The organism is Paraburkholderia lebeckiae, assembly GCF_050436225.1.
In the GTDB taxonomy this organism is placed as follows: domain Bacteria; phylum Pseudomonadota; class Gammaproteobacteria; order Burkholderiales; family Burkholderiaceae; genus Paraburkholderia; species Paraburkholderia tuberum.
Genome location: NZ_JBNDLU010000002.1, coordinates 769,582 through 792,385, shown reverse-complemented (window position 1 = coordinate 792,385; position 22,804 = coordinate 769,582). Strand labels below are relative to the sequence as shown.

Sequence of the window (22,804 nt, the reverse complement as noted above, 5' to 3'; positions counted from 1 at the left end):
ACGTCTCTTTGTTTCGTGTTTTCTGGCGGGTCGCAGTCAGGCGGCCTTGCTTGTGTGCCGATGGGTACGTCGAGGCGCCGGGGCAATTCAGGTTCCAGCGACCTCACGCGTCTTCCATCACGCGACGCACAGCTCACGCACGTCGGCGGCGAAACGCTCGACCGTGTCGGGCTGCGTGTCCCACGCGCACATCAGCCGGCAACCGCCCGCGCCGATGAACTCGTAGAACTTCCAGCCGCGCGCGCGCATCGCCTTCGCGGCATGCGGCGGCAACTGCGCGAACACCGCGTTCGATTCGCTCGCAAACATGATGCTCACGCCGGGGATTTCCTGCAACCGCGTCTCCAGCAGACGCGCCATCGCGTTCGCGTGACGCGCATTGCGCAGCCATACGTCGTTGTCGAGCAGGCCGAGCCACGGCGCGGAGATGAAGCGCATCTTCGATGCGAGCTGTCCCGCCTGCTTCAGCCGATAGGCGAAATCGTCGGCGAGCGCGCGGTCGAAGAACACCACCGCCTCGCCGACCGGCAAGCCGTTCTTGGTGCCGCCGAAACACAGCACGTCGACGCCCGCGCGCCACGTGATTTCAGATGGATGCACGTCGAGCGCGGCGACCGCGTTCGCGAAGCGCGCGCCGTCCATGTGCACCTTCATATGACGACGCTTCGCGATCGCCGCGATGGCGCGCACTTCCTCGACGCTGTAGACGGTGCCGACCTCGGTCGACTGCGTCAGCGTGACGACCTTGGGCTTCGGATAGTGGATATCGGCGCGCCGCGTGACGATGGACTCGATCGCATCGGGTGTGAGCTTGCCGGCGATGCCCGGCGCCGTGAGCAGTTTAGAGCCGCCTGAAAAGAACTCGGGACCGCCGCATTCGTCGGTCTCGATGTGCGCGAGTTCGTGGCAGATCACCGAGTGGTACGACTGGCACAACGACGCGAGCGCGAGCGAATTGGCCGCTGTGCCGTTGAACACGAAGAACACTTCGCAATCGGTCTGAAACAGGCCGCGCAGACGGTCGCAGACCTGGTTGGTCCAGGAGTCGTCGCCGTAGGCCGGCTCGTGGCCACTGTCGTTGGCGGCGATCAGCGCGTCGAGCGCTTCGGGACAGATGCCGGCGTAGTTGTCGGACGCGAAATGTTGCATGGTCGAGCGACGCGCCCGGCGACAGGCGCGAGGGAATGACGGAAAGCGGTCATTTTAGTGCGCTCGTGCGAGATTTGTTTTCGAGTCCTAGCTGCAACCGCAATCCGGCGCGCGGCCACGGCGTGGGCCACGCGGCATGCGCGTCACTGCGATCAGTCCCGCCGCCCCCGCCAGCAGCGCGCCCGCGGCGAGCCACAGCGCCAGCGAAAACGACCCCGTGTGCGCGGCAATCGGCGCGGCCACCAGGGGACCTGCGATCTGACCGATGCCATAGGCGGCCGTCGCATAACCCATCAGCCCGGCCGCGTCGTCGCCGCGCAGACGCCGCGCCTCGCGCATCGCGAATAGCGTGATCGCGGTGAACGGCAGGCCGATCAGGATGCTGCCGAGCGAGAACCCGCCCGCCGTCGGCCATACGATGCCCAGCGCAATGCCGAGCGCCTGCAGCACATACGAGCCCGCGAGCAGCGCGCGGTTGTCCCAATGCACGGGCAAACGCGCGGCGAGCAACGCGCCGACGATCAGCGCCGCACCGAGCATCGGCCAGAACAGGTCCGGCCACGCCGAGCCCGGCAATGCGTGGCGCGCGATGACCGGCAGAAAGGTCGCGGTGATGATGTAGCCGAAGCCCGGGATACCGTAGAGCAGGACCAGCCAGAACGCGTCGGCGCGGTGGACGGCATGGCTCGTCTCAATGCCGGCAGTACGAGGCGGCTGGTTTGCGCTGGCGCGCGATCCGGTGGCGGGCTTTGCGGTTGCGGAGCTTGCAGCGCCAGGCTTCGCTGTTCCCGCACGCCGCGCTTCGCCAAACACCGGCCACACCAGCACCGACAGCACCGCGCCGATCACCGCGAAGCCGATCCATCCGACCACCGCGCCATAGCCACCCGCGACGCTGACCAGCAAGCCAGTGCCGACGATGCCCACGCCCGGTCCCGTATAGATGACGCCGCTCCACGCATGCGCGCCGAGTTCGGCGAGCCGCCGCAAGCCCCACTGCGACGCGAACACGAAGGTCCACGCGCTGACCGCGCCGGCGACGAAGCGCACCAGCGCCCACGCCCAGAACTGGCCGGTGACGCCCATCGCGAGCGTCAGCAGCACGGTCGCAGCAAGTCCGACGCGCACCATCCGCGCGGGCTCGATCCGCAGCGCCGCGCACGTCATCGCGCCGGCGAAATAGCCCGCGTAATTGAACGACGCGAGCCAGCTGCCATGCTGGATATCGATCTGCGGCTGGCCGAGCGCGGCGCCGTGCAGCATCAGCGGCAGCAGCGGCGTGAATGCGAAGCGCCCGATACCGAGCGCGACGGCCAGCGTGACCATGCAGGCGAGCGCCGCGCGCCGGGCGGAGTGCGGCTCGTGGAAGCGCGGGTACGCGTGGGAAGCGAGATCGTTCATGATCGGACGGGCAAACGGCGATGGTATGAATCCATACTAGCTTGACCTTTGAATCACAAAAAATGAATAATTAGGATGTTATTCATCGCCAGGAGAGAATCATGGATCTGGCCGCTCTGACCATTTTTCGCGCGGTCGTGCGCGAAAACGGCGTGACGCGCGCCGCGGCGAAGCTCAATCGCGTGCAATCGAACGTGACCACGCGCATCAAGCAGCTCGAGGAGCAGCTCGGCACCGAGCTGTTCATCCGCGACGGCCGCCGGCTCGTGCTGACGCCGGCCGGCGAGACGCTGCTGCCCTACGCGGAACGGCTGCTCGCGCTCGCCGACGAGGCGCGGCACGCGGTGCGCGAGGATCGTCCCAGCGGGCGTCTGCGTCTCGGCACGATGGAAAGCGTCGCGGCGACGCGTCTGCCGGGCCTGCTCGCGCAATATCACCAGCAATGGCCGGCCGTCGAACTGGAACTGGAGACCGGTACGACCGGCAGGCTGATCGAACGGGTGCGCGAGTTCGAGGTCGATGCGGCGCTGGTCGCGACGCCGCTCGATCCGGCCACCCTCGGCGATCTGTTCGAGACCGTGCCGATCTTCCGCGAGGAACTCGTGATGCTGACGCCGCGCGGTCATCGGCCGATCCGCGAAGTGCGCGACATCGCGCTATCGACGCTGATCGCGTTCGAGCGGGGCTGCGCGTATCGCGCGTATATCGAGAAGTGGTATCTGGAGCACGGCACGCGACCGCAACGGGTACTGGAACTCGGCTCGTATCACGCGATCGTCGCGTGCGTGGCGGCCGGCGCTGGCCTCGCGGTCGCTCCGCGCTCGGTGCTCGATCTGGCGACCGACAGGAGCAATATCGCGGTGCACGAATTGCCCGATATCGGCATGATCGACACGCTGCTGGTGTGGCGACGCGGGCATTTTTCGTCGGCGCTCAATGCGTTGCGACGCACGCTGGTGGCGTCGCAGGAAGGGGCGGCCGAGGTGGATGCGGTGGCGGCCGCGGATGCGAATGTGGTCTGATCGTTGAATCCGCCCCAGCAACAAGGTTCGGCGCAACCCGGTCGGCTTCAGCAAAAGCGAAGGGGCCACGCAACGCGCCGATCCTGCTGGCGCACCGCGTGACCCCTTCGTCGAACCCGGCTCGACTTCGAGTCGAGCCGGACTCAACCGACCATCAGAATCAAAGCTGCCCTTCGACCCAGCCCTTGACGCCCGCGAGCGCCGCCGGCAGGTTGGCCGGCTCGGTACCGCCGGCCTGCGCCATGTCCGGACGGCCGCCGCCCTTGCCGCCCACCTGCTGGGCCACGAAGTTGACCAGTTCGCCCGCCTTGACCTTCTTGCTGGCGTCTGCGGTCACGCCCGCGATCAGGCTGACCTTGCCGCCTTCCACCGACGCGAGCACGATCGCCGCGCTCTTCAGCTTGTCCTTGAGCTTGTCGACCGTTTCGCGCAGCGTCTTCACGTCCGCGCCTTCGAGCGTCGCCGCGAGCACATGCACGCCGCCGACTTCGATCGCCTGGCCCGCGAGTTCGTCGCCCTGGCTCGACGCCATCTTCGACTTCAGTGCGCCCAGTTCCTTCTCGAGCGCCTTCACCTGGTCTTGCACCTGGCCGATGCGCTGCGTGAGTTCCGCCGGTTGTGCCTTCAGCACGGCCGCGGCTGCATTGACGCGCGCTTCGAGCTCCTGCACGTAGCGCACCGCGTTGTCGCCGGTGATCGCCTCGACGCGACGGATACCGGCCGCGACGCCGCCTTCCATCACGATCTTGAAGAAACCGATGTCGCCCGAGCGATTCACGTGCGTACCGCCGCACAGCTCACGCGAGAAGCCGAGGTCGAGCACGCGCACTTCGTCGCCGTACTTTTCGCCGAACAGCGCCATTGCGCCGCCCTTCACGGCCTCGTCGTACGACATCACACGCACGATGCCGGGCGCGTTCGCCAGCACTTCGGCGTTGACGATTTCCTCGACGCGGCGGATCTGCCTGTCCGTCATCGGCGCGTTGTGCGCGAAGTCGAAGCGGGTCTTGTCGGCGTCGACGAGCGAGCCCTTCTGCTGCACGTGCGAACCGAGCACTTCGCGCAAGGCCTTGTGCATCAGGTGCGTGGCCGAGTGGTTGCGCGCCGTGCGGGCGCGCCGCACCGCGTCGATTTCGGCCTTGACGATGTCGCCGAGCTTCAGCGTGCCCTGCTCGAGCGTGCCGTGGTGGCCGACTACGTCGGCCTGAACCTTCAGCGTATCGACGACCGCAAAGCGCGTGCTGGCGTTCGCGAGCACCCCCTGGTCGCCGACCTGGCCGCCCGACTCCGCGTAGAACGGCGTGTGATCGAGCACGACGACCGCCTGCTGGCCGGCCTGCGCCTGCTGCACCGACGCGCCGTCCACGTACAGCGCGACGACCTTCGCGTCGTCGAAGACGATTTCTTCGTAGCCGTGGAAGGTGGTCTTCGCGCCCGAGTATTCGAGACCCTGCGCCATCTTGAACTTGCCCGCCGCGCGAGCCTGCTCGCGCTGACGCGCCATCGCGTCGTCGAACGCGGATTCGTCGACCGTCACTTCGCGCTCGCGGCAGACGTCCGCGGTCAGGTCGAGCGGGAAGCCGTAGGTGTCGTGCAGCTTGAACGCGAGTTCGCCGTCGAGCGTCTTGCCGCCCTTCGTGTCGAGATCGGCCAGAGCGGTTTCGAGAATCGACATGCCGTGTTCGATCGTCTCGAAGAAGCGCTCTTCTTCCTGACGCAGCACGTCGGTCACGCGCTGCTCGGCCTGCTTCAGTTCAGGGTAAGCGTCGCCCATCTGCGCGACCAGGTCGGCCACGAGGCGATGGAAGAACGAACCCTTCTTGCCGAGCTTGTAGCCGTGGCGGATCGCGCGGCGCACGATACGGCGCAGCACGTAGCCGCGGCCTTCGTTGCCCGGAATCACGCCGTCGACGATCAGGAACGAGCACGCGCGGATGTGATCGGCGATCACCTTCAGCGAGTTGTTGCCCAGATCGGTCACGCCGGTTTCGCGGCCAGCGGCTTGAATGAGCGCCTGGAACAGGTCGATCTCGTAGTTGCTGTGCACGTGCTGCAGCACGGCGGCGATGCGCTCGAGGCCCATGCCGGTGTCCACGCATTGCTTCGGCAGCGGCGTCATGTTGCCCTGCGCGTCGCGGTTGAACTGCATGAACACGAGGTTCCAGATTTCGATGTAGCGGTCGCCGTCTTCCTCGGGCGATCCCGGCGGGCCGCCCCACACGTCCGGGCCGTGGTCGTAGAAGATTTCCGAGCACGGGCCGCACGGGCCGGTGTCGGCCATCTGCCAGAAGTTGTCCGATGCGTAGCGCGCGCCCTTGTTGTCGCCGATGCGGATGATGCGCTCGACCGGCACGCCCACTTCCTTCGCCCAGATGTCGTGCGCTTCGTCGTCTTCCTGGTAGACGGTGACCCACAGCTTGTCTTTGGGCAGCTGGTAGACGCCGGTCAGCAGTTCCCACGCGTAGTGGATCGCGTCGCGCTTGAAGTAGTCGCCGAACGAGAAGTTGCCGAGCATCTCGAAGAACGTGTGGTGACGCGCGGTGTAGCCGACGTTCTCGAGGTCGTTGTGCTTGCCGCCGGCACGCACGCTGCGCTGCGCGGTCGTGGCGCGCGAATACGGACGCGATTCCGCGCCGAGGAACACATCTTTGAACTGCACCATCCCCGAATTGGTGAAGAGCAGTGTCGGGTCGTTGCCGGGCACGAGGCTCGACGAACGGACGATCGTATGGCCCTTCGATTCGAAGAACTTGAGGAATTTCTCGCGGATTTCAGCGGCTTTCATAGCGGGCGGGGGACGGTCCTGACGGTTCCTGACGGAGACTGGCGGTCGGTGGGATGCGCCAACTGTCGGTTTCTTTAAACGACTGATTATACGGGATCGGCAAGCGCGCGCGGCACTGCGCGCCGCCTGGTGGGCGCTCGCGCGTCCGATCGTCCGATCCGCGCCATGACGTTCGGCTGACTGCGCCCGCGAGCGCGAATCGCTTAAGATGACTTCCGCGAAACTACGCGCGAAATAACGCATGGCAACTCGCCGCGCGGCCTGCAACCATCAGGAGACATTCAAGAACATGGGCGCTCTCAGTCACATCCGCGTGCTGGATCTCACCCGCGTGCTCGCCGGTCCGTGGTGCGCGCAGACGCTCGCCGATTTCGGCGCCGACGTCATCAAGATCGAACGCCCCGAGATCGGCGACGACACGCGCCACTGGGGGCCTCCCTATCTGAAAACGCCGGACGGCGCGGACACGCGCGAGGCCGCCTACTATCTCGCGGCGAACCGCAACAAGCGCTCGGTCACGCTCGACATCGCGTCGCCCGAGGGTCAGCGGATCGTGCGCGAACTGGCCGCGCAAAGCGACGTCGTGCTCGAGAACTACAAGGTCGGCCAGTTGAAGAAGTACGGCCTCGACTATGAATCGCTCAAAGAGGTCAAGCCCGACCTGATCTACTGCTCGGTGACGGGCTTCGGGCAGACCGGCCCGTATGCGCAGCGCGCCGGTTACGACTTCATCGTGCAGGGCATCGGCGGCTTCATGAGCATCACCGGCGAGCGCGACGCTCAGCCGGGCGGCGGCCCGCAGAAGGCTGGCGTCGCGATCGCCGACCTGATGACCGGCATGTACTCGACGATCGCGGTGCTGACCGCGCTCACGCACCGCGACCGCACCGGCGTTGGCCAATACATCGACATGGCGCTGCTCGACGTGCAGGTCGCGATGCTCGCCAACATGAACTCGAACTACCTCGCGAGCGGCCAGCCGCCGGTGCGCTGGGGCAATGCGCATCCGAACATCGTGCCCTACCAGACCTTCCAGACCAGCGATGGCTGGATCATCGTCGCGGTCGGCAATGACGGACAGTTCCGCAAGTTCGTCGAGGTGGGCGGCCACCCGGAACTCGCCGACGACGAGCGTTTCGCAACCAACCCCGCGCGCGTGCGCAACCGCGAACTGCTCGTGCCGATGCTCGCGGACATGGTCCGCCTGCAGGGCAAGCAGCAATGGATCGCGGCGCTCGAAGCGGCCGGCGTGCCGTGCGGGCCGATCAACAACCTCGACGAAGTGTTCGACAACGAGCAGGTGGTCGCGCGCGGTCTGCAGGTCGATCTGCCGCATCCGTCGGGCGGCACCGTCAAGCTCGTGCGCAATCCGATCACCATGACCGGCACGCCGCCGCAGGCGCTGAGCCATCCGCCGCTGCTCGGCGAGCATACCGAGCGGGTGCTGAGCGACGTGCTCGGATACGACGCGCAGACGATTGCCGAGTTGAAGCGCAAAGCGGTGATCTGATCGAGGAGACGGCGAGACTCAGCGCATCGCCGTTAGGGAAGCCAGCCAGCCCCGCCCCTCGTCCCAATCGTCGAGACCGCTGTCGGCGTTGATGTGGCCGCGCGCGCCGATCCCGATCCAGCGGCTGCCCCACGCGTTCGCGCAGGTTTGTGAAAACGGCACGCCGCCATAAGGATCGTCGCTGCTCGCCACCACGATCGTCGCAAACGGCAGGCGGGTGAGCGGCACCGGCGCAAAGCCGCCCGCGTCCCTCGGGAAGTGCGCTGCGTCCGGATCGGGCACGGCGACCAGCAGCGCGCCGGCCACCTTCGCGAGCTGCGCCGCGCTTGCGTACTGCGAGGCCCAGAACGCCGTGGTCAGACAGCCGAGGCTGTGAGCGGCGAACACGACCGGCGCATCCACGGCGTCAAGCGCGGCGGCCAGCGTACGGCACCAGGCGTCGCGCGAAGGGTGGTCCCAGTCCGGCATCTGCACGCGGACGAACGCGGGATCGAGCGCTTCCCAGCGCGTTTGCCAGTGGCCTGGGCCGGAGTCCAGATAGCCCGGCAGAACGAGTGTGGTTGGTTGTTGTTCGCTCATCGTGCTTACCCGTATTCGGCTTATGGCCCGCTCGCGGGATAGCGCGGCGGGCCGTCTACCGTATCACGCGTGCCACGCCGCCACCACGGGGATCGCTTGCGGGCTCGGGTGTCGTGCCGTCCACGCGGATCATCTGCACGTCGCCGTTGAACGACTGCTGCTCGACCGTATAGCCGAACGCCTTCAATTGCGTGGCGAGCTCATCCGGCGCGGGACGGTACGGCTCGAAGTAGATTGTCTTTTGCGGCAGCAGCTGATGATGGAAACGCATCGCGGCGAGCGCGTCCGTCGGTGACATGTCGAAGTCGTACAGATTCGTCATCACCTGGAAGATCGTCGTCAGGATGCGAGAGCCGCCGGGCGTGCCGATCGCTAGCGCGATCTTGCCGTCCTTCAGCAGCAGCGTGGGCGTCATCGACGAAATCGGGCGGCGGCCCGGCGCGATCGTATCCGGCTCGGCATCGGCGGCGCCGGGTGTCGACGCCGCGCCCGTCGCGCCAGCGCCGGCTGGCTTGATCACGAAATCGTCCATTGCATCGTTCAGCAGGAACCCGCCGCCGTCTACCACGACGCCCGAGCCGAAATCGCCGTTCAGCGTGTAGGTGTTCGACACCGCGTTGCCCCATTTGTCGACCACCGAGAAATGCGTGGTTTGCGCCTTCTCCGTCGCCGCGCCGCCGTCGACACCGGGTTTCGCCGTCGCGGCGGCCGGCGCTTCGTCGGTTTTGACTTCGGCCGCGCGCTGCGCGAGGTAGGCGTCGTCGATCAGCTTCGCGACCGGCACGGGCGATGCGTCCGGGTCGCCGATATGGCGTTGCCGGTCCGCGAACACGCGATCCTCGATCTGCGCGATCAGATGGATGTACGGCGCTGAATTCAACGCAAGGCCGTCGAACGCCGGCTGCAGATCGGCCCGCATCTTCAGCATCTGGATCAGCCCGAGGCCGCCCGAGCTCGGCGGCGGCGCGGTGATCACGCGGTAGCCGTGCCAGTCGGCCGCGAGCGGCTCGCGCCACAGAGCCTTGTACTGCCTCAGATCCTGGCTCGTGATCAGGCCGTGGCCGTACATCTGCGCGGCGATCATTTGAGCGGTGCGGCCCTCGTAAAACTCGCGGCCGCCGTCGCTTGCGATCCGCCCCAGCGTCTGCGCGAGTTCCGGTTGGCGCAGCATCGCGCCCGCCTTCAGGTTCGCGAAGTAGGCGTCGAAATTGGTCTTGCCGGCGAAACTCTTCGCGGCCGCGTCGTGTCGCTGCTGCAGCCGCGGGTCGACCTGGAAGCCGTCGGTCGCGTAATGGATCGCGGGCGCGAGCACCTGCTTCCATTTGAGCTTGCCGAAGCGCCGCTGCGCTTCCCACATGCCATCGACAGTGCCCGGCACGGCCGCCGCGCGATGCCCGACCGTGCTCACGCCCGGCGCCACGTTACCCTTGTCGTCGAGGTACATGTCGCGGGTCGCTTGCTGCGGCGCGCGCTCGCGATAGTCGAGAAAATACGGCTTGCCGTCGACCAGCAGCGTCATGAAACCGCCGCCGCCGAGGTTGCCCGCATCGGGCCGCGTGACGGCGAGCGTGAAGGCCATCGCGACCGCGGCATCGACCGCGTTGCCGCCTTCGGCGAAGATCTGCTGCGCGGTGTCAGCGCTGTAGCTATCCGGCGCGGCGACTGCCGACGCATCGAGCGCCGGCTTCGGCGCCGGTGTTTTCGCGGCGGCGGACAGCGGCGCGGCCACGTTCACGGCAAGCGCGGCAAACCAGGCCGAAGCGAGCACACGACGGTTACGGCAAGAAAATCGGGCGCTAGCCAAAGCGCGGGCAAAAGGCGCGCGAAACGCGCCGTGCGTCGGGACAGACATCCGATAAAACTCCGGCAACGAGGCGAGCATGGCGCACGAGCAGCGGAGCCTCGTGCAGGAAGATGAAGGACAGCGTGGACGGCTCGGGCAAGCCCGCCCGCGCGAAGGCCCAGCACAGGCGAGCGGGCCGCGCGCAGCAGCGCATCCTAAGTCGGCGCGTCGCGCGTCGCCAACCCGTTTTACCTCCTGTTACAGCCCCGCGCGCCGGCGTCCCTGACTCCGGCAGCCGCGCCAAACCCGCCCCGCCGTTGGCTGCGCGCCGCAACCACCTGCCGCGAACGGGCTCGTCAGGTAGAATTGACGGCTAAACGGGCGCATTGCGCGCCCCCATGGACTCTCATCTTCTCGCATGAATACCGAACGCAACGACGCGCCCGCGGCATCCAATTTCATCCGCAACATCATCGACGACGACAATCGCACCGGCAAATGGAGTCAGCGCGTCGAAACGCGCTTCCCGCCGGAGCCGAACGGCTATCTGCACATCGGTCACGCAAAGAGCATCTGCCTGAACTTCGGCGTCGCGCGCAGCTACGGCGGCGTGTGCCATCTGCGTTTCGACGACACCAATCCGGAGAAGGAAAGCGTCGAGTACGTCGAGTCGATCATCGACTCGGTGCGCTGGCTCGGCTTCGAATGGGAAAAGGACCGCACCGAGCATCTGTACTTCGCGAGCGACTACTACGACAAGCTGTACGAGTTCGCGGAGCTGCTGATCCAGCGCGGCCGCGCGTACGTGGATAGCCAGTCGGCCGAGGAAATCCGCGCGAACCGCGGCTCGGCCACCGAAGTCGGCACGCCGTCGCGCTTCCGCGAGCGTCCGGTCGCGGAAAACCTCGACCTGTTCCGCCGCATGAAGGCGGGCGAGTTCAAGGAAGGCGAGCACGTGCTGCGTGCGAAGATCGACATGTCGTCGCCGAACTTCAACATGCGCGACCCGGTCATCTACCGCATCCGCTTCGCGCATCACTACCGTACCGGCGACGCCTGGTGCGTGTACCCGATGTACGACTACACGCACTGCATCTCGGACGCGCTCGAAAACATCACGCATTCGCTGTGCACGCTCGAGTTCGAAGATCACCGCCCACTGTACGACTGGATCCTGAACGAACTCGCCGAGGCCGGTGTCTTCAGGCGTCCGCTGCCGCAGCAAATCGAGTTTTCGCGCCTGAACCTGACCTATGCGATCACCAGCAAGCGCAAGCTGCTGCAACTCGTCAACGAAGGCCATGTGGAAGGCTGGGACGACCCACGCATGCCGACCATCGTCGGCCTGCGCCGGCGTGGCTTCACGCCCGAGTCGATCCAGCTGTTCTGCGAGCGCATCGGCGTGACCAAGGTCGACTCGTGGATCGACATGAGCGTGTTCGAAGGCGCGCTGCGCGACGATCTCGACGAGAAGGCGCCGCGCATCGCCGCCGTGCTCGATCCGGTCAAGCTGATCATCGACAACTTCCCCGAACGTCTCACCGAGCCGTGCCACGCACCGGTGCATCCGCATCATCCTGAACAGGGCCTGCGCGAGTTTCCGATTTCGCGCGAGCTGTGGATCGAGCGCGAGGACTTCACGGAGACGCCGCCGAAGGGCTACTTCCGCCTGTTCCCGGGCAACAAGGTGCGCCTGCGGTACGGCTACGTGATCGAATGCACGCACGCGGACAAGGACGAGAACGGCAATATCGTCGCGGTGCACTGCAACTACTTCCCGGACAGCAAATCGGGCACCGAAGGCGCGAACAATTACAAGGTCAAGGGCAATATCCACTGGGTCAGCGCGGCGGCCGCGTGCCCGGCCGAAGTGCGCATCTACGACCGGCTGTTCAAGGAACCGCAACCGGACGCCGGCGGCCGCGATTTCCTCGAAGCGCTGAATCCGGACTCGAAGCGTGTGGTCCAGGCCTACCTCGAAACCGGCGCGCACCATGCAATGCCGGAGCAGCGCTACCAGTTCGAGCGCCACGGCTACTTCGTCGCCGACCGCGTCGATTCGAAGCCGGGTAAGCCCGTGTTCAACCGCATCGTCAGTCTGCGCGACAGTTGGGGCAAGCCGGCCTGAGCCGCCGCCAGCGAGGGCCCGGCGTTACGGGCCCGTCCGGGTTGCCGGATGTTTCGATCGACACTCACTGCGCGCTCGCCTGAGCGCGCCGGTCCGGGAGGTCCGATGAAGGTTGCAGACCGCCACGGGGAAGGGTCTGAAGGTAGGGTTCGCGTCGCACGGAGCGCGTGCGGCTCACGCTTCCCGCATCTGCTGCGCGGCATGCACAGCATGCTGCTTACGCTGGCCGCCTGCGGCGCGCTCGCGTTCACCGGCCCCGCCCGCGCGGATGAACTGACCGGCACGCTGAGAAAGATCCACGACGACGGCGTCGTCGTGCTCGGCGTGCGAGAGGCGTCGATCCCGTTCTCGTACTTCGACGGCAGGCGCACGGTCGGCTACTCGCAGGCGATCGCGATGCAGATCGTCGATGAAATCAGGAAAACGCTCGGCATGGCGCAGCTGCGGGTTCACGAAGTCACGGTCACGTCGTCGAACCGCATGCCGATGCTGCTGAACAACCAGATCGATCTCGAATGCGGCTCGACCACACACACGGTCGAGCGCGAAAACGTCGCCGCGTTTTCAGACAGCTTTTTCCAGTACGCGGTGCGCATGATCACGCGCAGGAACAGCGGCATCACTGATTTCCCCGATCTGGCCGGCAAGCCGGTCGTGACGACCGCCGGCACGTCCGACGAGCGCCTGCTGCGCAGCCTCAACACCGACAAGCAGCTGAACATGCGCATCACGAGCGCGCGCGACCACCAGGAAGCCTTCAACGCGATGAAGGAAGGCCACGCGGTGGCGTTCGTGATGGACGAGCCGATCGTCTACGGTTTCAAGGTGACCGACCCGCATCCCGACGATTTCATCGTGACGGGCACGCCGCTTGGCTACGAAGTTTATGCGTGCATGTTCCGCAAGGGCGACGAGCCGTTCCGCGCGCTCGTGAATCGCGTGATCGCGCGCTCGCAGACGTCCGGCGACGCCGAGCGTCTGTATCGGCAGTGGTTCACGCAGCCGATTCCGCCGCATGGCATCAACGTCAATTTCCCGCTGTCGGAGCAGAACCGCGCGTTGTTCGCGCATCCGAACGACCACGCGCTCGATTGAAGGCGGCGTGCGCCGCCTATAGCGACCGGTGCAACTCCGCGAGCGACAGCGTCGTCTCGAAGAGCCGCGTCAGACTACGGCTCGCATAGCGCGGCACCTCTTCGATCGACGCCCAGCGGTAGTCATCCATTTCGGGGATCAGCGTGCCGTCCGAGCGGCGCGGAAACAGCGACGTGCAGGTGCACGTGCTCAGATCGAGCTCGCCGGCACCCGCGCGCGCCGCGAACAGATGCAGGTCCTTGTCGCGCCGGTAGACGAACAGGCCGAGATCCTTCAGCCGATCGGCCTCGAGCGCGATGCCGGTTTCCTCGACCATCTCGCGCAGCGCCGTCACGTGCGGCGCCTCGCCGTCCTCGCCCTGGCCTTTCGGGATGTCCCAGTGCGTCGTTTCGGTGGCGTGCGCGAGCAGCACGCGTCCGTCGGGATCGAGCAGCACGATCCCGCACGAGACGATTCGCGGGCTCATCGCTCAGCCTCATTGCATGCACCTTTCGCGCCGCGCTCACGCATGCTCAACGCTTCTGCAGCTGCCAGGCGCCGCCTTCCTTGCAGAAGTTCGGACGCAGGTTCATCGATTGCCCTTTCGCATTGAGTACGACCCCGAGGGTGCGGCAGGTGCGTCCGCCTTCGGTCGAGGTGCTGTCCATCGAGATGGTCGCGTCGATCTTCACGCTATTGCCGGTGCCGTCGTTGACCCACGTGAAGCTCTCGCCGTCCTTCCTGTCATTGAGCGCGCTCATGACCGCATGCTTGATCGAGGCGTTGTCGCGCTGTCTCATATAGGTGATCGGCGTGTCGCTCAGGAAGCCGAGGTTCGCCGCTTGCGCGCCGATCGCCGCGCCGAGCAGGAGGCTCGCGGCACTGAGGTGGAACAGCACACGGGTTCGCGTCGACATGTAGGACTCTCCTCGAAGTGTGCACGGCGCGCACGGCGCACGGCGGCTTTGATCCTGACCTCAAAAGCATAGCATGCACACTTCGGCGGGCAGCGCGCCATCGACGCGGCCATCAACGCGCGGCGGCCGTCCCCTGCAGGCGGAACGTGTTGACGACGTCGCGCAGCATCTGCGCCTGCTCCTGCATCGACTGCGCGGCGGCCGCCGCCTGTTCGACCATCGCCGCGTTCTGCTGCGTGGTCTCGTCCATCTGCGCGATCGCGAGATTGACCTGCTCGATGCCGCGGCTCTGCTCGTCGGACGCGGCGGAAATCTCGCTGATGATGTCGGTCACGCGCTTCACCGCATCGACGAGCGACTCCATTGTGCCGCCCGCCTTCTCGACGAGCGTCTTGCCGCTGCCGACGCGCGCGACCGAATCCTCGATCAACGTCTTGATCTCCTTGGCCGCGTCGGCGCTGCGGCGCGCGAGGTTGCGCACCTCGCCCGCGACGACCGCGAAGCCGCGGCCCTCCTCGCCGGCGCGCGCGGCTTCGACGGCCGCGTTCAGCGCGAGGATGTTGGTCTGAAACGCGATGCTTTCGATCACGCCGATGATATCGACCACCCGCGCCGAGCTCGCCGCGATGCTCTGCATGTTCGCGACGACGTGTTGCACGGCCTCGCCGCCCTCGCCCGCGAGCTGCGACGCCGAGCGCGCCATGCGGTTGGCCTGCAGCGCGTTGTCGGCGTTCTGCTTGACGGTCGCCGTCAGCTGCTCCATGCTCGCGGCCGTTTCGCCGAGCGACGACGCCTGCTGTTCCGTCCGCGCCGACAGGTCGAGATTGCCCGCGGCGATCTCTTCGGCCGCGACCGTGATCGTTTCGGTGCCGCCGCGAATGCGCCGGATCGCGTCGGCGAGGCGGCTTTGCATGCGCTGCATCGCGAACAGCATGCTTTCCCGATCGTCGCCGGCCAGCGTGACCGGGCACGAAAGATCGCCGTCGGCGATCGTCTCCGCGACGCTCGCCGCATAGGCGGGCTCGCCGCCGAGACTGCGCTTCACGTTGCGGATGATCAGCACGAGCGCGAGGGTGCTGAAGCTGCCGATCACGAGGATCGTCAGCAGATAGCGCAGCAGGTCGGCGCGGAACGCCGCGTCGATGTCGTTGACGTAGACACCCGAAATCAGATACCAGTCCCACGCGGCAAAGCGCTTGACGAAGCTGATCTTCGGCACGCGCTCGTTGTTGCCGGCGAGGCGGCCCATGTAATCGACGAAGCCCTGCCCGTGCGCCTGCGCGACCTTGACCATTTCGACGAACAGCAGCTTGCCGTCGCTGTCCGCGTAGTGCGACACGTCCTTGTTGCGCAGATCGGCGAGCATCGGATGCATGATCACGACCGGCGTGGCAGTCGATACGATCATGTAGCCGCTGCCGTGGTAGCGCATCGCGGACAGCCGCGCCAGCGCCTGCTGCCGCGCCTGTTCGGGCGTCAGCTCATGCTGGTCGGCGCGCTGCGCGTAGTCGGCGACGATGCCGTACGCGCTTTCCACGACGTTCTGCACGGCCGACTTGCGCTCGGCCAGCATCGTCGCGCGCGACTGCCATGCGGCCCAGCCGCCGAGGCCGAGCAGGCCGAGCCACGTAATCAGCAGCGCGAGCCAGAGTTTGGTGTTGAGGCTAAGTCGGTTCACGCTGATTCCTCCATCGCGGCGCGTCATACGGTTCTGTTGAATTAACGGCGCCGCGCGCGATTTCCTGAGTCGGGAAACACCCGAAGCGAGCCGTACGAACACGCGACAGCCCGACAGCCACCGGGCGCGCAACATTTGCACAAAAACAAAAAGGGTTACAGGCGCGAAACCTGTAACCCTTCGATGATTCTGGTACGGCAGGAGGGACTCGAACCCCCCACCCTCGGCTTAGAAGGCCGAATAATCCCGCATTTCCTCGCGTTGACTTAGATTCCACTGTTGGCTAAAAACTGCCGCCTGTCAAGGGTTTCAGGCATTTGTACCAAATCCAGGCGTTGACCGGAATAGATCGATTTCCATAAAATGCGGTTACATGGCGGTTACATGGAATTCCGCGTAACCCGAAACGGGACCGATCACAACAATGGCGAAAGTAAACTTCACAGTGGGCCGAGTGAATGGACATAGCTGCCCTGCTGGCAAGTCCCAGGCGTTTATATGGGACAGCGGGACGTCCGGCTTGGGCCTTCGTGCCACAGCGGCAGGCCGCCTGTCCTATGTGTTTCAGGGCAAGCTGAACGGCGCGACGGTGCGCGTCACCATTGGCTCCCCGAAGGACTGGGGGATTGACGATGCGAGGGAAGAAGCGCGTCGCCTGCAACGGCTGATCGACGCCAGCAAAGACCCGCGCCTTGAAGCCGCCGAGCAGCGCGCAGCCCACGAAGCGCGAAAGGCTGAGGCACGTCGCAAAGATGTGATCGTTAGCGAGGCGTGGCACGACTACTTGGAAGGCCACAAATCGAGATGGAGCGAGCGACACTACCGTGACCACGTGAACCTGGCCCAAGCTGGGGGAGCAAGCAAGAAGCGCGGTAAGGGCTTGACTGTCGCCGGGCCACTGGCGGCATTGATGACGCTCAGACTGTCTGACCTCAGCGCGCAACGCGTCGCCGACTGGCTGGAGGCCGAGGCGCAGGTTCGACGGACGGGCGCGGAGCAGTCATACCGCAAGCTGCGTGCGTTCGTTCGGTGGTGCGCCGACCGCTTCGACTATGCCGGCCTCATTCCCGCCGATGTCTACACGGCCCGCATAGTGCGCGACGTTGTTCCGCGCCCAAAGGCAAAAAATGACTGCCTCCAGCGAGAGCAGCTTTTTTCGTGGTTTGCTGCCGTCCGACAGCTCGGCAATCCGGTTGCGTCCACCTACCTGCAAGCCTTGCTTCTAACTGGCGCTCGACGTGAGGAGATGACCGGGCTTCGCTGGGATGACGTGGATTTTCAATGGCGCAGCATGCGTATCGCGGACAAGGTCGAGACTGAAACAGGTCGCGTCATTCCCCTGACGCCTTATCTCGCGAGCCTGTTGCTCGAATTGAAGCGCATCAACAACACGCCACCGAACGTCCGGCAGATGCGGAAGCTAAAAGCGAACGACAAGACGTGGCAGCCGTCGCCGTGGGTATTCTGGAGCGCACGCGCTGCCAGTGGCAGGCTGGTTGAGCCGCGCGACGCGCATGACCGGGCGCAACTGGCCGCCGGACTGCCGCACGTGAGCCTGCACGGCCTGCGTCGTTCGTTTGGCACGCTAGCCGAATGGGTTGAGGTGCCAGTCGGCGTAGTCGCACAAATCCAAGGTCACAAGCCGTCGGCTTTGGCCGAGAAGCACTACCGCCGCCGCCCGCTCGACCTGCTGCGCAAGTGGCACGACACAATCGAGGCATGGATTCTCGAGGAGGCTGATATTGATTTCAAGCCTGAGCAGAGCCAACGGGGACCGCAGGTCAGTGCATGACACCGAGCGGAACGCCGTCACTGCCGCCGAGCGCGACTGCGCCGACTACCAGAGAGTGGAGTATCGCGCTCGCGATTCCGCTGATAACGAACGAAAATCGACTACGGGGAATAGCATGGAACGACAGTCGCATATGCGCTCGGCAGACACGCAGCCGGATGCGACCAACCGCCCCCACCTCAACGAGACTGCCGTCGTCGACCGGCTAATCCGCGACTTCACGCGCACGGCTCTAGACGCCGTAGGTAGAGCCGATTTCATGGCTTACCTCGACTTCGAGTGCCGCCGCATGAACAGCCTATTCCTCGGCGGTCCGGCGCCGGCCGAGCGCTACGAGCGCGCGCAGTGGAACACGCCCGATCAGTTGGGCGAACACTTGCTCAAGGCGCTACAAATCACAGGCGAGACGCGCCTCGCAGTGCGCGACGCCTTCATGGTGTACTTCTCGCGTGCGCTGGACCTCGCAAAAGACTGCGGACGGTTCAATGACGCAGCCTTGGAGCCGCTCATTGACGATCTAAGTCGGGCGCTGGTAGGCCAATTCGCTAGCCGCTCATAGGCCGCGCGCTCGACGCAATGAATGCCCGCAGGCAAGCAGCAGACCCAGCATTTACGTGGACTCTATCCAACTACAAAAAGTACTGGGATCGGCAACAATCGGCCAGTTTCGGAGGCCCGAGGGCGCTTTCAGGTGGACATTCGAACGTCAGCTTCGCTCAGTTAAGGGACCTTCCCCTAGCAATCATGTTCGACGCGTCCTCGGCCACCCGTATGTTCGCGTCACTCACGCCCCAGCGAGAAATTCAAAGGGTTACAGCGTTTTCGCTTATAGCCCTTTTTTCGTTCATGGCGTTCGTGTAACCGCCATGTAACCAGACTCACTCAGCGCAAATCCATCAGCATTCATGTTCCAAGCTTGGTGCCCGTCTCAAACCCCTTCCTGGCTGCGTTTACAGCAAGCGCTGGCAATCCGGCTTTAGATCTGCGGGTCGGCCGCTCCCAGCGATTATTCATCTTTAAATCAGTGCCGTATGACTTTGCGCGCAACGAAGCGAGACCGGTCAGGCGAATTGGACCCACTTCAGGCCTCTTCTCATCGGATCGCACTGTTGCGGCCGGGAATAACATGCACTCACGGATAACCACCACGTACTCCGGCCCTCGGGCGCCGGGCTCACGTCCCACGGCCATTTTGCTGTTAACCGAGCTTGGGGATTGAGCTGGTCCTCTTTTGTAGCTAAACGGCAAAGCGGCCATAACGGCCATATTTCAAGGAGTCTTTCATGCTGCGTTTCATCCGATCCCTGTCGCGCGACGAGCGCGGCGTCAGTGCGCTGGAATATGCGGTTCTCGCCGGCATCGTTGTGGCCGCCTTGGTCCTGGCCGGGACTTACTTCAACACTGCCCTCACAACCGTCTTTACGGACATGGTCACCAAGGTTACCACTGCGATTGGCACCTGATCCGCTGGCCGTCCGGCGCAAAACGCGTACGCGCGAGTCCGGCGGCCCGCTCTTTTCGGCTCATTCGGCGACAGATGACCCACATGGACGTGATCAAAGCTGCCGCCTGCATGACTCTGGCGATGCTCGCCCTTCTTGACCTGCGCACGCGGCGTTTGCCGAACGCCGCCGTCGCCGCCTTTGCCGCACTTTACTTCGTTGATGCAGCACTTACCCAAAGTACCCTTGCCTCACTGCAGTTGCATGTGGCCGCGGGTGCCTTGTCGCTGGCGCTGGCTGCGTTGGTTTTCCGTTTCGGCTGGCTCGGCGGCGGCGACGTAAAGCTTGCCGCCGCGGTCTTTCTTTGGGCAGGGCCTGAATACTGGACAGTTTTCGTCATTGTGTCCTTTTGCGGATTGCTTGTGGCTCTCGCGGTACTCAGCGCGGCTGCCATGACGCGCATCCCTACGTTGGCAGCAGTGGTAAGTCGGCTCGACTGGATTGCCCTGTCGCGCGGCGTGCCGTATGGCGTCGCACTCGCCTTGGGGGGCATCATTGCGGTCCTGCTACAGCCCACCGTCGACAACCACACTGCGCTTGGCCCGCTCAAGCCCACTGTTAGCCATCACGCTGAATTTGCGCTTCCTGCTCCTGCGCGTCTAGCCTGAAGAAAAAGCGCCTCCATGCAAAACATCATCAAGCTTGCCGCGCTTGTCGTCATCGCCACGATTGGCGCTTTCATCATCCGCGCGCTCTTCGTTGCCTCGTCCGGCCCCAGGGCGGCGGCGCCACCGCCGATGGTTCGCGTGCGCGCCGCGGCCGACGACCTTCCCGACGGGCTTCTCTTGCGCGACTCGGATCTCATCTGGAAAACGATGCCTCGCGGCCAGGCTCCCGCAGGAGCGTTCCTCGAAGGCTCGGCGGAGGTCGGAGCCGATCTGGATCTGAAAGGCGATCTCCTGCGGCACGCGGTGCGCGCGGGCACGCCGCTCGGCCCGGCCGACGTAATTCTGCCGAGCGCGCCCGGATTTTTGGCCGCCGCGCTCAAACCCGGCATGCGTGCGATCTCGGTCGCCGTCGACGATGTATCTGGCAATGCAGGACTGATCCAGCCGGGCGACTATGTCGACGTGCTGCTCACACAGCAGATCCGCGCGGACGCCGGCGTCAACGTCGCGCCGGCTCGATCCGTCGAGTCTGAGAGGGTCGCCGAGCGCGTGCGCGTGCTCGCGGTCGGCTCGGCGTTCCGGCGTCCGAAGGAGGATGCGGCCGCGCCGAGTATGAACGTGCGCACCGCAACATTCGAAGTGACACCGACAAGCGCTCAGATCATCACAGTCGCCGCGCATCTCGGCACCCTGTCGCTCGCGCTGCGCAGTTTCGCGACGCGTGACAGGCACGCCCCCGATCTCGAAGACGTGGCCCAAACATCCACGCCTCCGGTGTGGGCAGGTGACGTTTCGCGCGCGCTGCGCGCGATGCCATCTGATCCACAGGGAAGAACTTCCGCGCCAACCCCGCACGTGACCATTTACCGCGGCTCGAACATCGAGCAGGCACGCGGCCAGCCGACTAGCGGCGCTTGGGCAGGTACGCAGGGCGTGCCGCCGCTACCGTCAGGCACTCCGCCTATAGCACCGACAGCCACCGCCGAGGCACGCGGCACAACAGCCGCAGGATCATAGGACCACTCATGGCCAGCTTCACACGCGCGCCCTTCTTTTCACGCAGCGCCGGCCGCTTTGCAGGCAGCAGGATCGCCGTTTCTGCCTTTTTCGCCGGACTCCTTTGCACCGTGGTGCTTGCTGGCCCGGGTGCAGGCCTCGCGCGCGCGGCGCAGCCCGCTGACGTACTTTCCGTCCCTGCCGGCAGCGGCACGATGATCACGCTGCCTGCCCCGGCCGTCGCCGTCTTCGTCGCCGACCCCGACGTAGCCGACGTACAGGTGCCGTCGACGCGCTCCGTCTTCGTGCTAGGCAAGAAAGCTGGCACGACGACGCTCTTTGCGCTCGGCGCTAACAACAGAGAAATTCTGCGCAAAACGGTCAGCGTTTCGACCGATACCGCTTCGATTCAGCGCCTCATAGACAGCAGCTTCCCCCGGTTCGGCATCAGGGTGACGAGCGCACCCGGGTCGTTGACGGTGAGCGGGGCAGTGCCGAGCGCAATCGATGCCGACGCCGTCGTGCAAGCGCTGCAGCCGTACCTGCACAGCAAGGAGCAGCTCGTCAACAGTCTGACGATCGCTCACCCCGTCCAGGTCCTACTCCGCGTGCGTATCACCGAGGTCGACCGCAACGTAACGCAACAGCTCGGCATCAACTGGGATGCGCTCGGCACGAGCGGCAACTTCGGGGGCGGGCTTGCCTACGGCACGACAGCGACGCCCACGGCGAGCGCTTTCTCGATCATCGGCAAGTTCGTCACAGGTGGGAGCTCGATCGAAGCCGTTCTCAACGCCCTCGATCAGGAGGGACTGCTGACAATGCTGGCGGAGCCGAACCTGACAGCAATGTCAGGCCAAACGGCCAGTTTCCTCGCTGGCGGCGAACTGCCGATCCCGGTGCCTCAGAGCGGCACGACGAGCACAATCACGATCGAATACAAGCCCTACGGCGTCTCGCTCAACTTCACCCCGACGGTGCTCGCCGACAACCGTATCAGCCTCAATGTGCGGCCTGAAGTGAGCCAGATCGACCCGAGCAATAGCATCACACTGAACTCGATCGTGGTTCCGGCACTGACGGTACGCCGCATGCAAACCACCGTGGAACTGTCTAGCGGGCAGAGCTTCGCTATCGGCGGACTGCTGCAAAGCTCGACGAGCGACGTACTTTCCGCGCTGCCCGGGCTCGGCAGTCTACCGGTGCTCGGCAAGCTTTTTTCGTCAAAGAACTACCAGAACAAGAAAACCGAGCTCGTTGCGATTGTCACGCCGTATATCGTCGCGCCGACCGGGCCCGGGCAATTGCACGGCGCGCTCGACGAGGTCATGCGCCCAAGCAGCGATATCGAGTATGCCGTCCAGCATTCGCTCGGCATCGACTCACTTTCCGGCAATTCGCCGCGCCTCGTCGGTGCAGCTGGCTTCGTCTATTGAATGCCGAAGGGGAACACCATGAACGCACGGCTCACCTCCACTGCAACAGTCCTCGCTTGCGCCGCAAGCGTCGGCCTTGCGTCGTGCATGTCGCCGCCTCCGCCGCTTGGCATGCCCGATCCGTCCATCATCAGCGTCGCGCCAGGCGAAAGCGGGCATGCGATCCCGCCCTCGTGCGAAGCACTCAATCAGCGCTCCCAAATGATCGACGCCGGCATGGCTCGGCCCGGTGTCGCTTTCGGCTGCGCCACTTACTCGAATCTGGCGGCGATGGTCGCGCGGCCTGCCGATCTCACGGCACCGCTGCCGTACGCGGGCGCGGACGCGCCGCTCGCAGCCAGTGCGGTACGGCGTTACGAGGAAGGACGCGCGACCCCGTTGAACTCGTGGTCTTCGTCGTCTTCGTCATCGTCGACGACCTCGACTGGATCACAGTAACGGAGA

General features: G+C 65.2%; 19 protein-coding genes and 1 tRNA gene. 11 read left to right on the top strand and 9 right to left on the bottom strand.

Annotated features, from left to right (window positions below):
• Positions 1-117 precede the first annotated feature (117 nt).
• The gene (locus OKW45_RS18455) at positions 118-1,149 is read right to left on the bottom strand and encodes a threonine aldolase family protein (protein WP_429470330.1); all 1,032 of its coding nucleotides are present in this window, start codon (positions 1,147-1,149) and stop codon (positions 118-120) included.
• 87 nt (positions 1,150-1,236) lie between these two features.
• Positions 1,237-2,550, bottom strand: a complete 1,314-nt coding sequence (locus OKW45_RS18450) for a YbfB/YjiJ family MFS transporter (RefSeq protein ID WP_429470328.1) — start codon at positions 2,548-2,550, stop codon at positions 1,237-1,239.
• Between the two features lie 101 nt (positions 2,551-2,651).
• Here OKW45_RS18450 and OKW45_RS18445 point away from each other — a divergent pair, with 101 nt between their 5' ends.
• Positions 2,652-3,572 (top strand): LysR family transcriptional regulator, encoded by a 921-nt coding sequence (locus tag OKW45_RS18445; RefSeq protein WP_429470326.1) that lies wholly within the window; start codon positions 2,652-2,654, stop codon positions 3,570-3,572.
• A gap of 160 nt (positions 3,573-3,732) precedes the next feature.
• On the opposite strand, the gene alaS is transcribed toward OKW45_RS18445, so the two are convergent.
• Positions 3,733-6,357: an alanine--tRNA ligase gene (gene alaS, locus OKW45_RS18440; protein ID WP_429470324.1), complete on the bottom strand. Its 2,625-nt coding sequence runs from the start codon at positions 6,355-6,357 to the stop codon at positions 3,733-3,735.
• 289 nt (positions 6,358-6,646) lie between these two features.
• Between alaS and OKW45_RS18435 the strand changes: the two genes are divergently transcribed.
• Positions 6,647-7,867: a CaiB/BaiF CoA transferase family protein gene (locus OKW45_RS18435; protein WP_429473316.1), complete on the top strand. Its 1,221-nt coding sequence runs from the start codon at positions 6,647-6,649 to the stop codon at positions 7,865-7,867.
• A gap of 18 nt (positions 7,868-7,885) precedes the next feature.
• Here OKW45_RS18435 and OKW45_RS18430 read toward each other — a convergent pair whose 3' ends face one another.
• Both OKW45_RS18430 and ggt read right to left on the bottom strand, forming a co-directional pair.
• Positions 7,886-8,446, bottom strand: coding sequence for an RBBP9/YdeN family alpha/beta hydrolase (locus OKW45_RS18430; protein WP_018421208.1), 561 nt, complete (start codon positions 8,444-8,446; stop codon positions 7,886-7,888).
• Positions 8,447-8,501: 55 nt separating this feature from the next.
• Positions 8,502-10,298, bottom strand: a complete 1,797-nt coding sequence (gene ggt, locus OKW45_RS18425) for a gamma-glutamyltransferase (protein WP_429470322.1) — start codon at positions 10,296-10,298, stop codon at positions 8,502-8,504.
• 349 nt (positions 10,299-10,647) lie between these two features.
• Here ggt and OKW45_RS18420 point away from each other — a divergent pair, with 349 nt between their 5' ends.
• Complete coding sequence (locus OKW45_RS18420) at positions 10,648-12,357, top strand: glutamine--tRNA ligase/YqeY domain fusion protein (RefSeq protein ID WP_429470320.1); 1,710 nt, start codon at positions 10,648-10,650, stop codon at positions 12,355-12,357.
• A gap of 105 nt (positions 12,358-12,462) precedes the next feature.
• Positions 12,463-13,452, top strand: coding sequence for a transporter substrate-binding domain-containing protein (locus OKW45_RS18415; RefSeq protein WP_429470318.1), 990 nt, complete (start codon positions 12,463-12,465; stop codon positions 13,450-13,452).
• A 16-nt stretch (positions 13,453-13,468) separates the two neighbouring features.
• Here OKW45_RS18415 and OKW45_RS18410 read toward each other — a convergent pair whose 3' ends face one another.
• From OKW45_RS18410 to OKW45_RS18395, 4 genes are all read right to left on the bottom strand, one after another.
• The gene (locus OKW45_RS18410) at positions 13,469-13,918 is read right to left on the bottom strand and encodes an NUDIX hydrolase (protein WP_184061458.1); all 450 of its coding nucleotides are present in this window, start codon (positions 13,916-13,918) and stop codon (positions 13,469-13,471) included.
• A gap of 46 nt (positions 13,919-13,964) precedes the next feature.
• A complete protein-coding gene (locus OKW45_RS18405) occupies positions 13,965-14,348 on the bottom strand; it encodes an RT0821/Lpp0805 family surface protein (protein ID WP_018421213.1) in 384 nt (127 codons plus the stop codon).
• 112 nt (positions 14,349-14,460) lie between these two features.
• Complete coding sequence (locus OKW45_RS18400) at positions 14,461-16,026, bottom strand: methyl-accepting chemotaxis protein (RefSeq protein WP_026225941.1); 1,566 nt, start codon at positions 16,024-16,026, stop codon at positions 14,461-14,463.
• 190 nt (positions 16,027-16,216) lie between these two features.
• Positions 16,217-16,323 (bottom strand) — tRNA-OTHER (locus OKW45_RS18395).
• Positions 16,324-16,450: 127 nt separating this feature from the next.
• On the opposite strand from OKW45_RS18395, the gene OKW45_RS18390 reads away from it, so the two are divergent.
• From OKW45_RS18390 to OKW45_RS18360, 7 genes are all read left to right on the top strand, one after another.
• On the top strand, positions 16,451-17,818 hold the full coding sequence (locus OKW45_RS18390) for a tyrosine-type recombinase/integrase (protein WP_429470315.1): 1,368 nt from the start codon (positions 16,451-16,453) through the stop codon (positions 17,816-17,818).
• Positions 17,819-17,933: 115 nt separating this feature from the next.
• Complete coding sequence (locus OKW45_RS18385; RefSeq protein WP_429470313.1) at positions 17,934-18,377, top strand: hypothetical protein; 444 nt, start codon at positions 17,934-17,936, stop codon at positions 18,375-18,377.
• 724 nt (positions 18,378-19,101) lie between these two features.
• Positions 19,102-19,281 (top strand): Flp family type IVb pilin, encoded by a 180-nt coding sequence (locus OKW45_RS18380; RefSeq protein ID WP_429470311.1) that lies wholly within the window; start codon positions 19,102-19,104, stop codon positions 19,279-19,281.
• An 83-nt stretch (positions 19,282-19,364) separates the two neighbouring features.
• Positions 19,365-19,928, top strand: a complete 564-nt coding sequence (locus tag OKW45_RS18375) for an A24 family peptidase (protein WP_429470309.1) — start codon at positions 19,365-19,367, stop codon at positions 19,926-19,928.
• A 15-nt stretch (positions 19,929-19,943) separates the two neighbouring features.
• Positions 19,944-20,945 (top strand): Flp pilus assembly protein CpaB, encoded by a 1,002-nt coding sequence (gene cpaB / locus OKW45_RS18370; protein ID WP_429470307.1) that lies wholly within the window; start codon positions 19,944-19,946, stop codon positions 20,943-20,945.
• An 8-nt stretch (positions 20,946-20,953) separates the two neighbouring features.
• Positions 20,954-22,360: a type II and III secretion system protein family protein gene (locus OKW45_RS18365; protein ID WP_429470305.1), complete on the top strand. Its 1,407-nt coding sequence runs from the start codon at positions 20,954-20,956 to the stop codon at positions 22,358-22,360.
• 18 nt (positions 22,361-22,378) lie between these two features.
• Positions 22,379-22,798, top strand: a complete 420-nt coding sequence (locus tag OKW45_RS18360) for a CpaD family pilus assembly lipoprotein (RefSeq protein WP_429470303.1) — start codon at positions 22,379-22,381, stop codon at positions 22,796-22,798.
• The last annotated feature ends 6 nt before the right edge of the window (positions 22,799-22,804 follow it).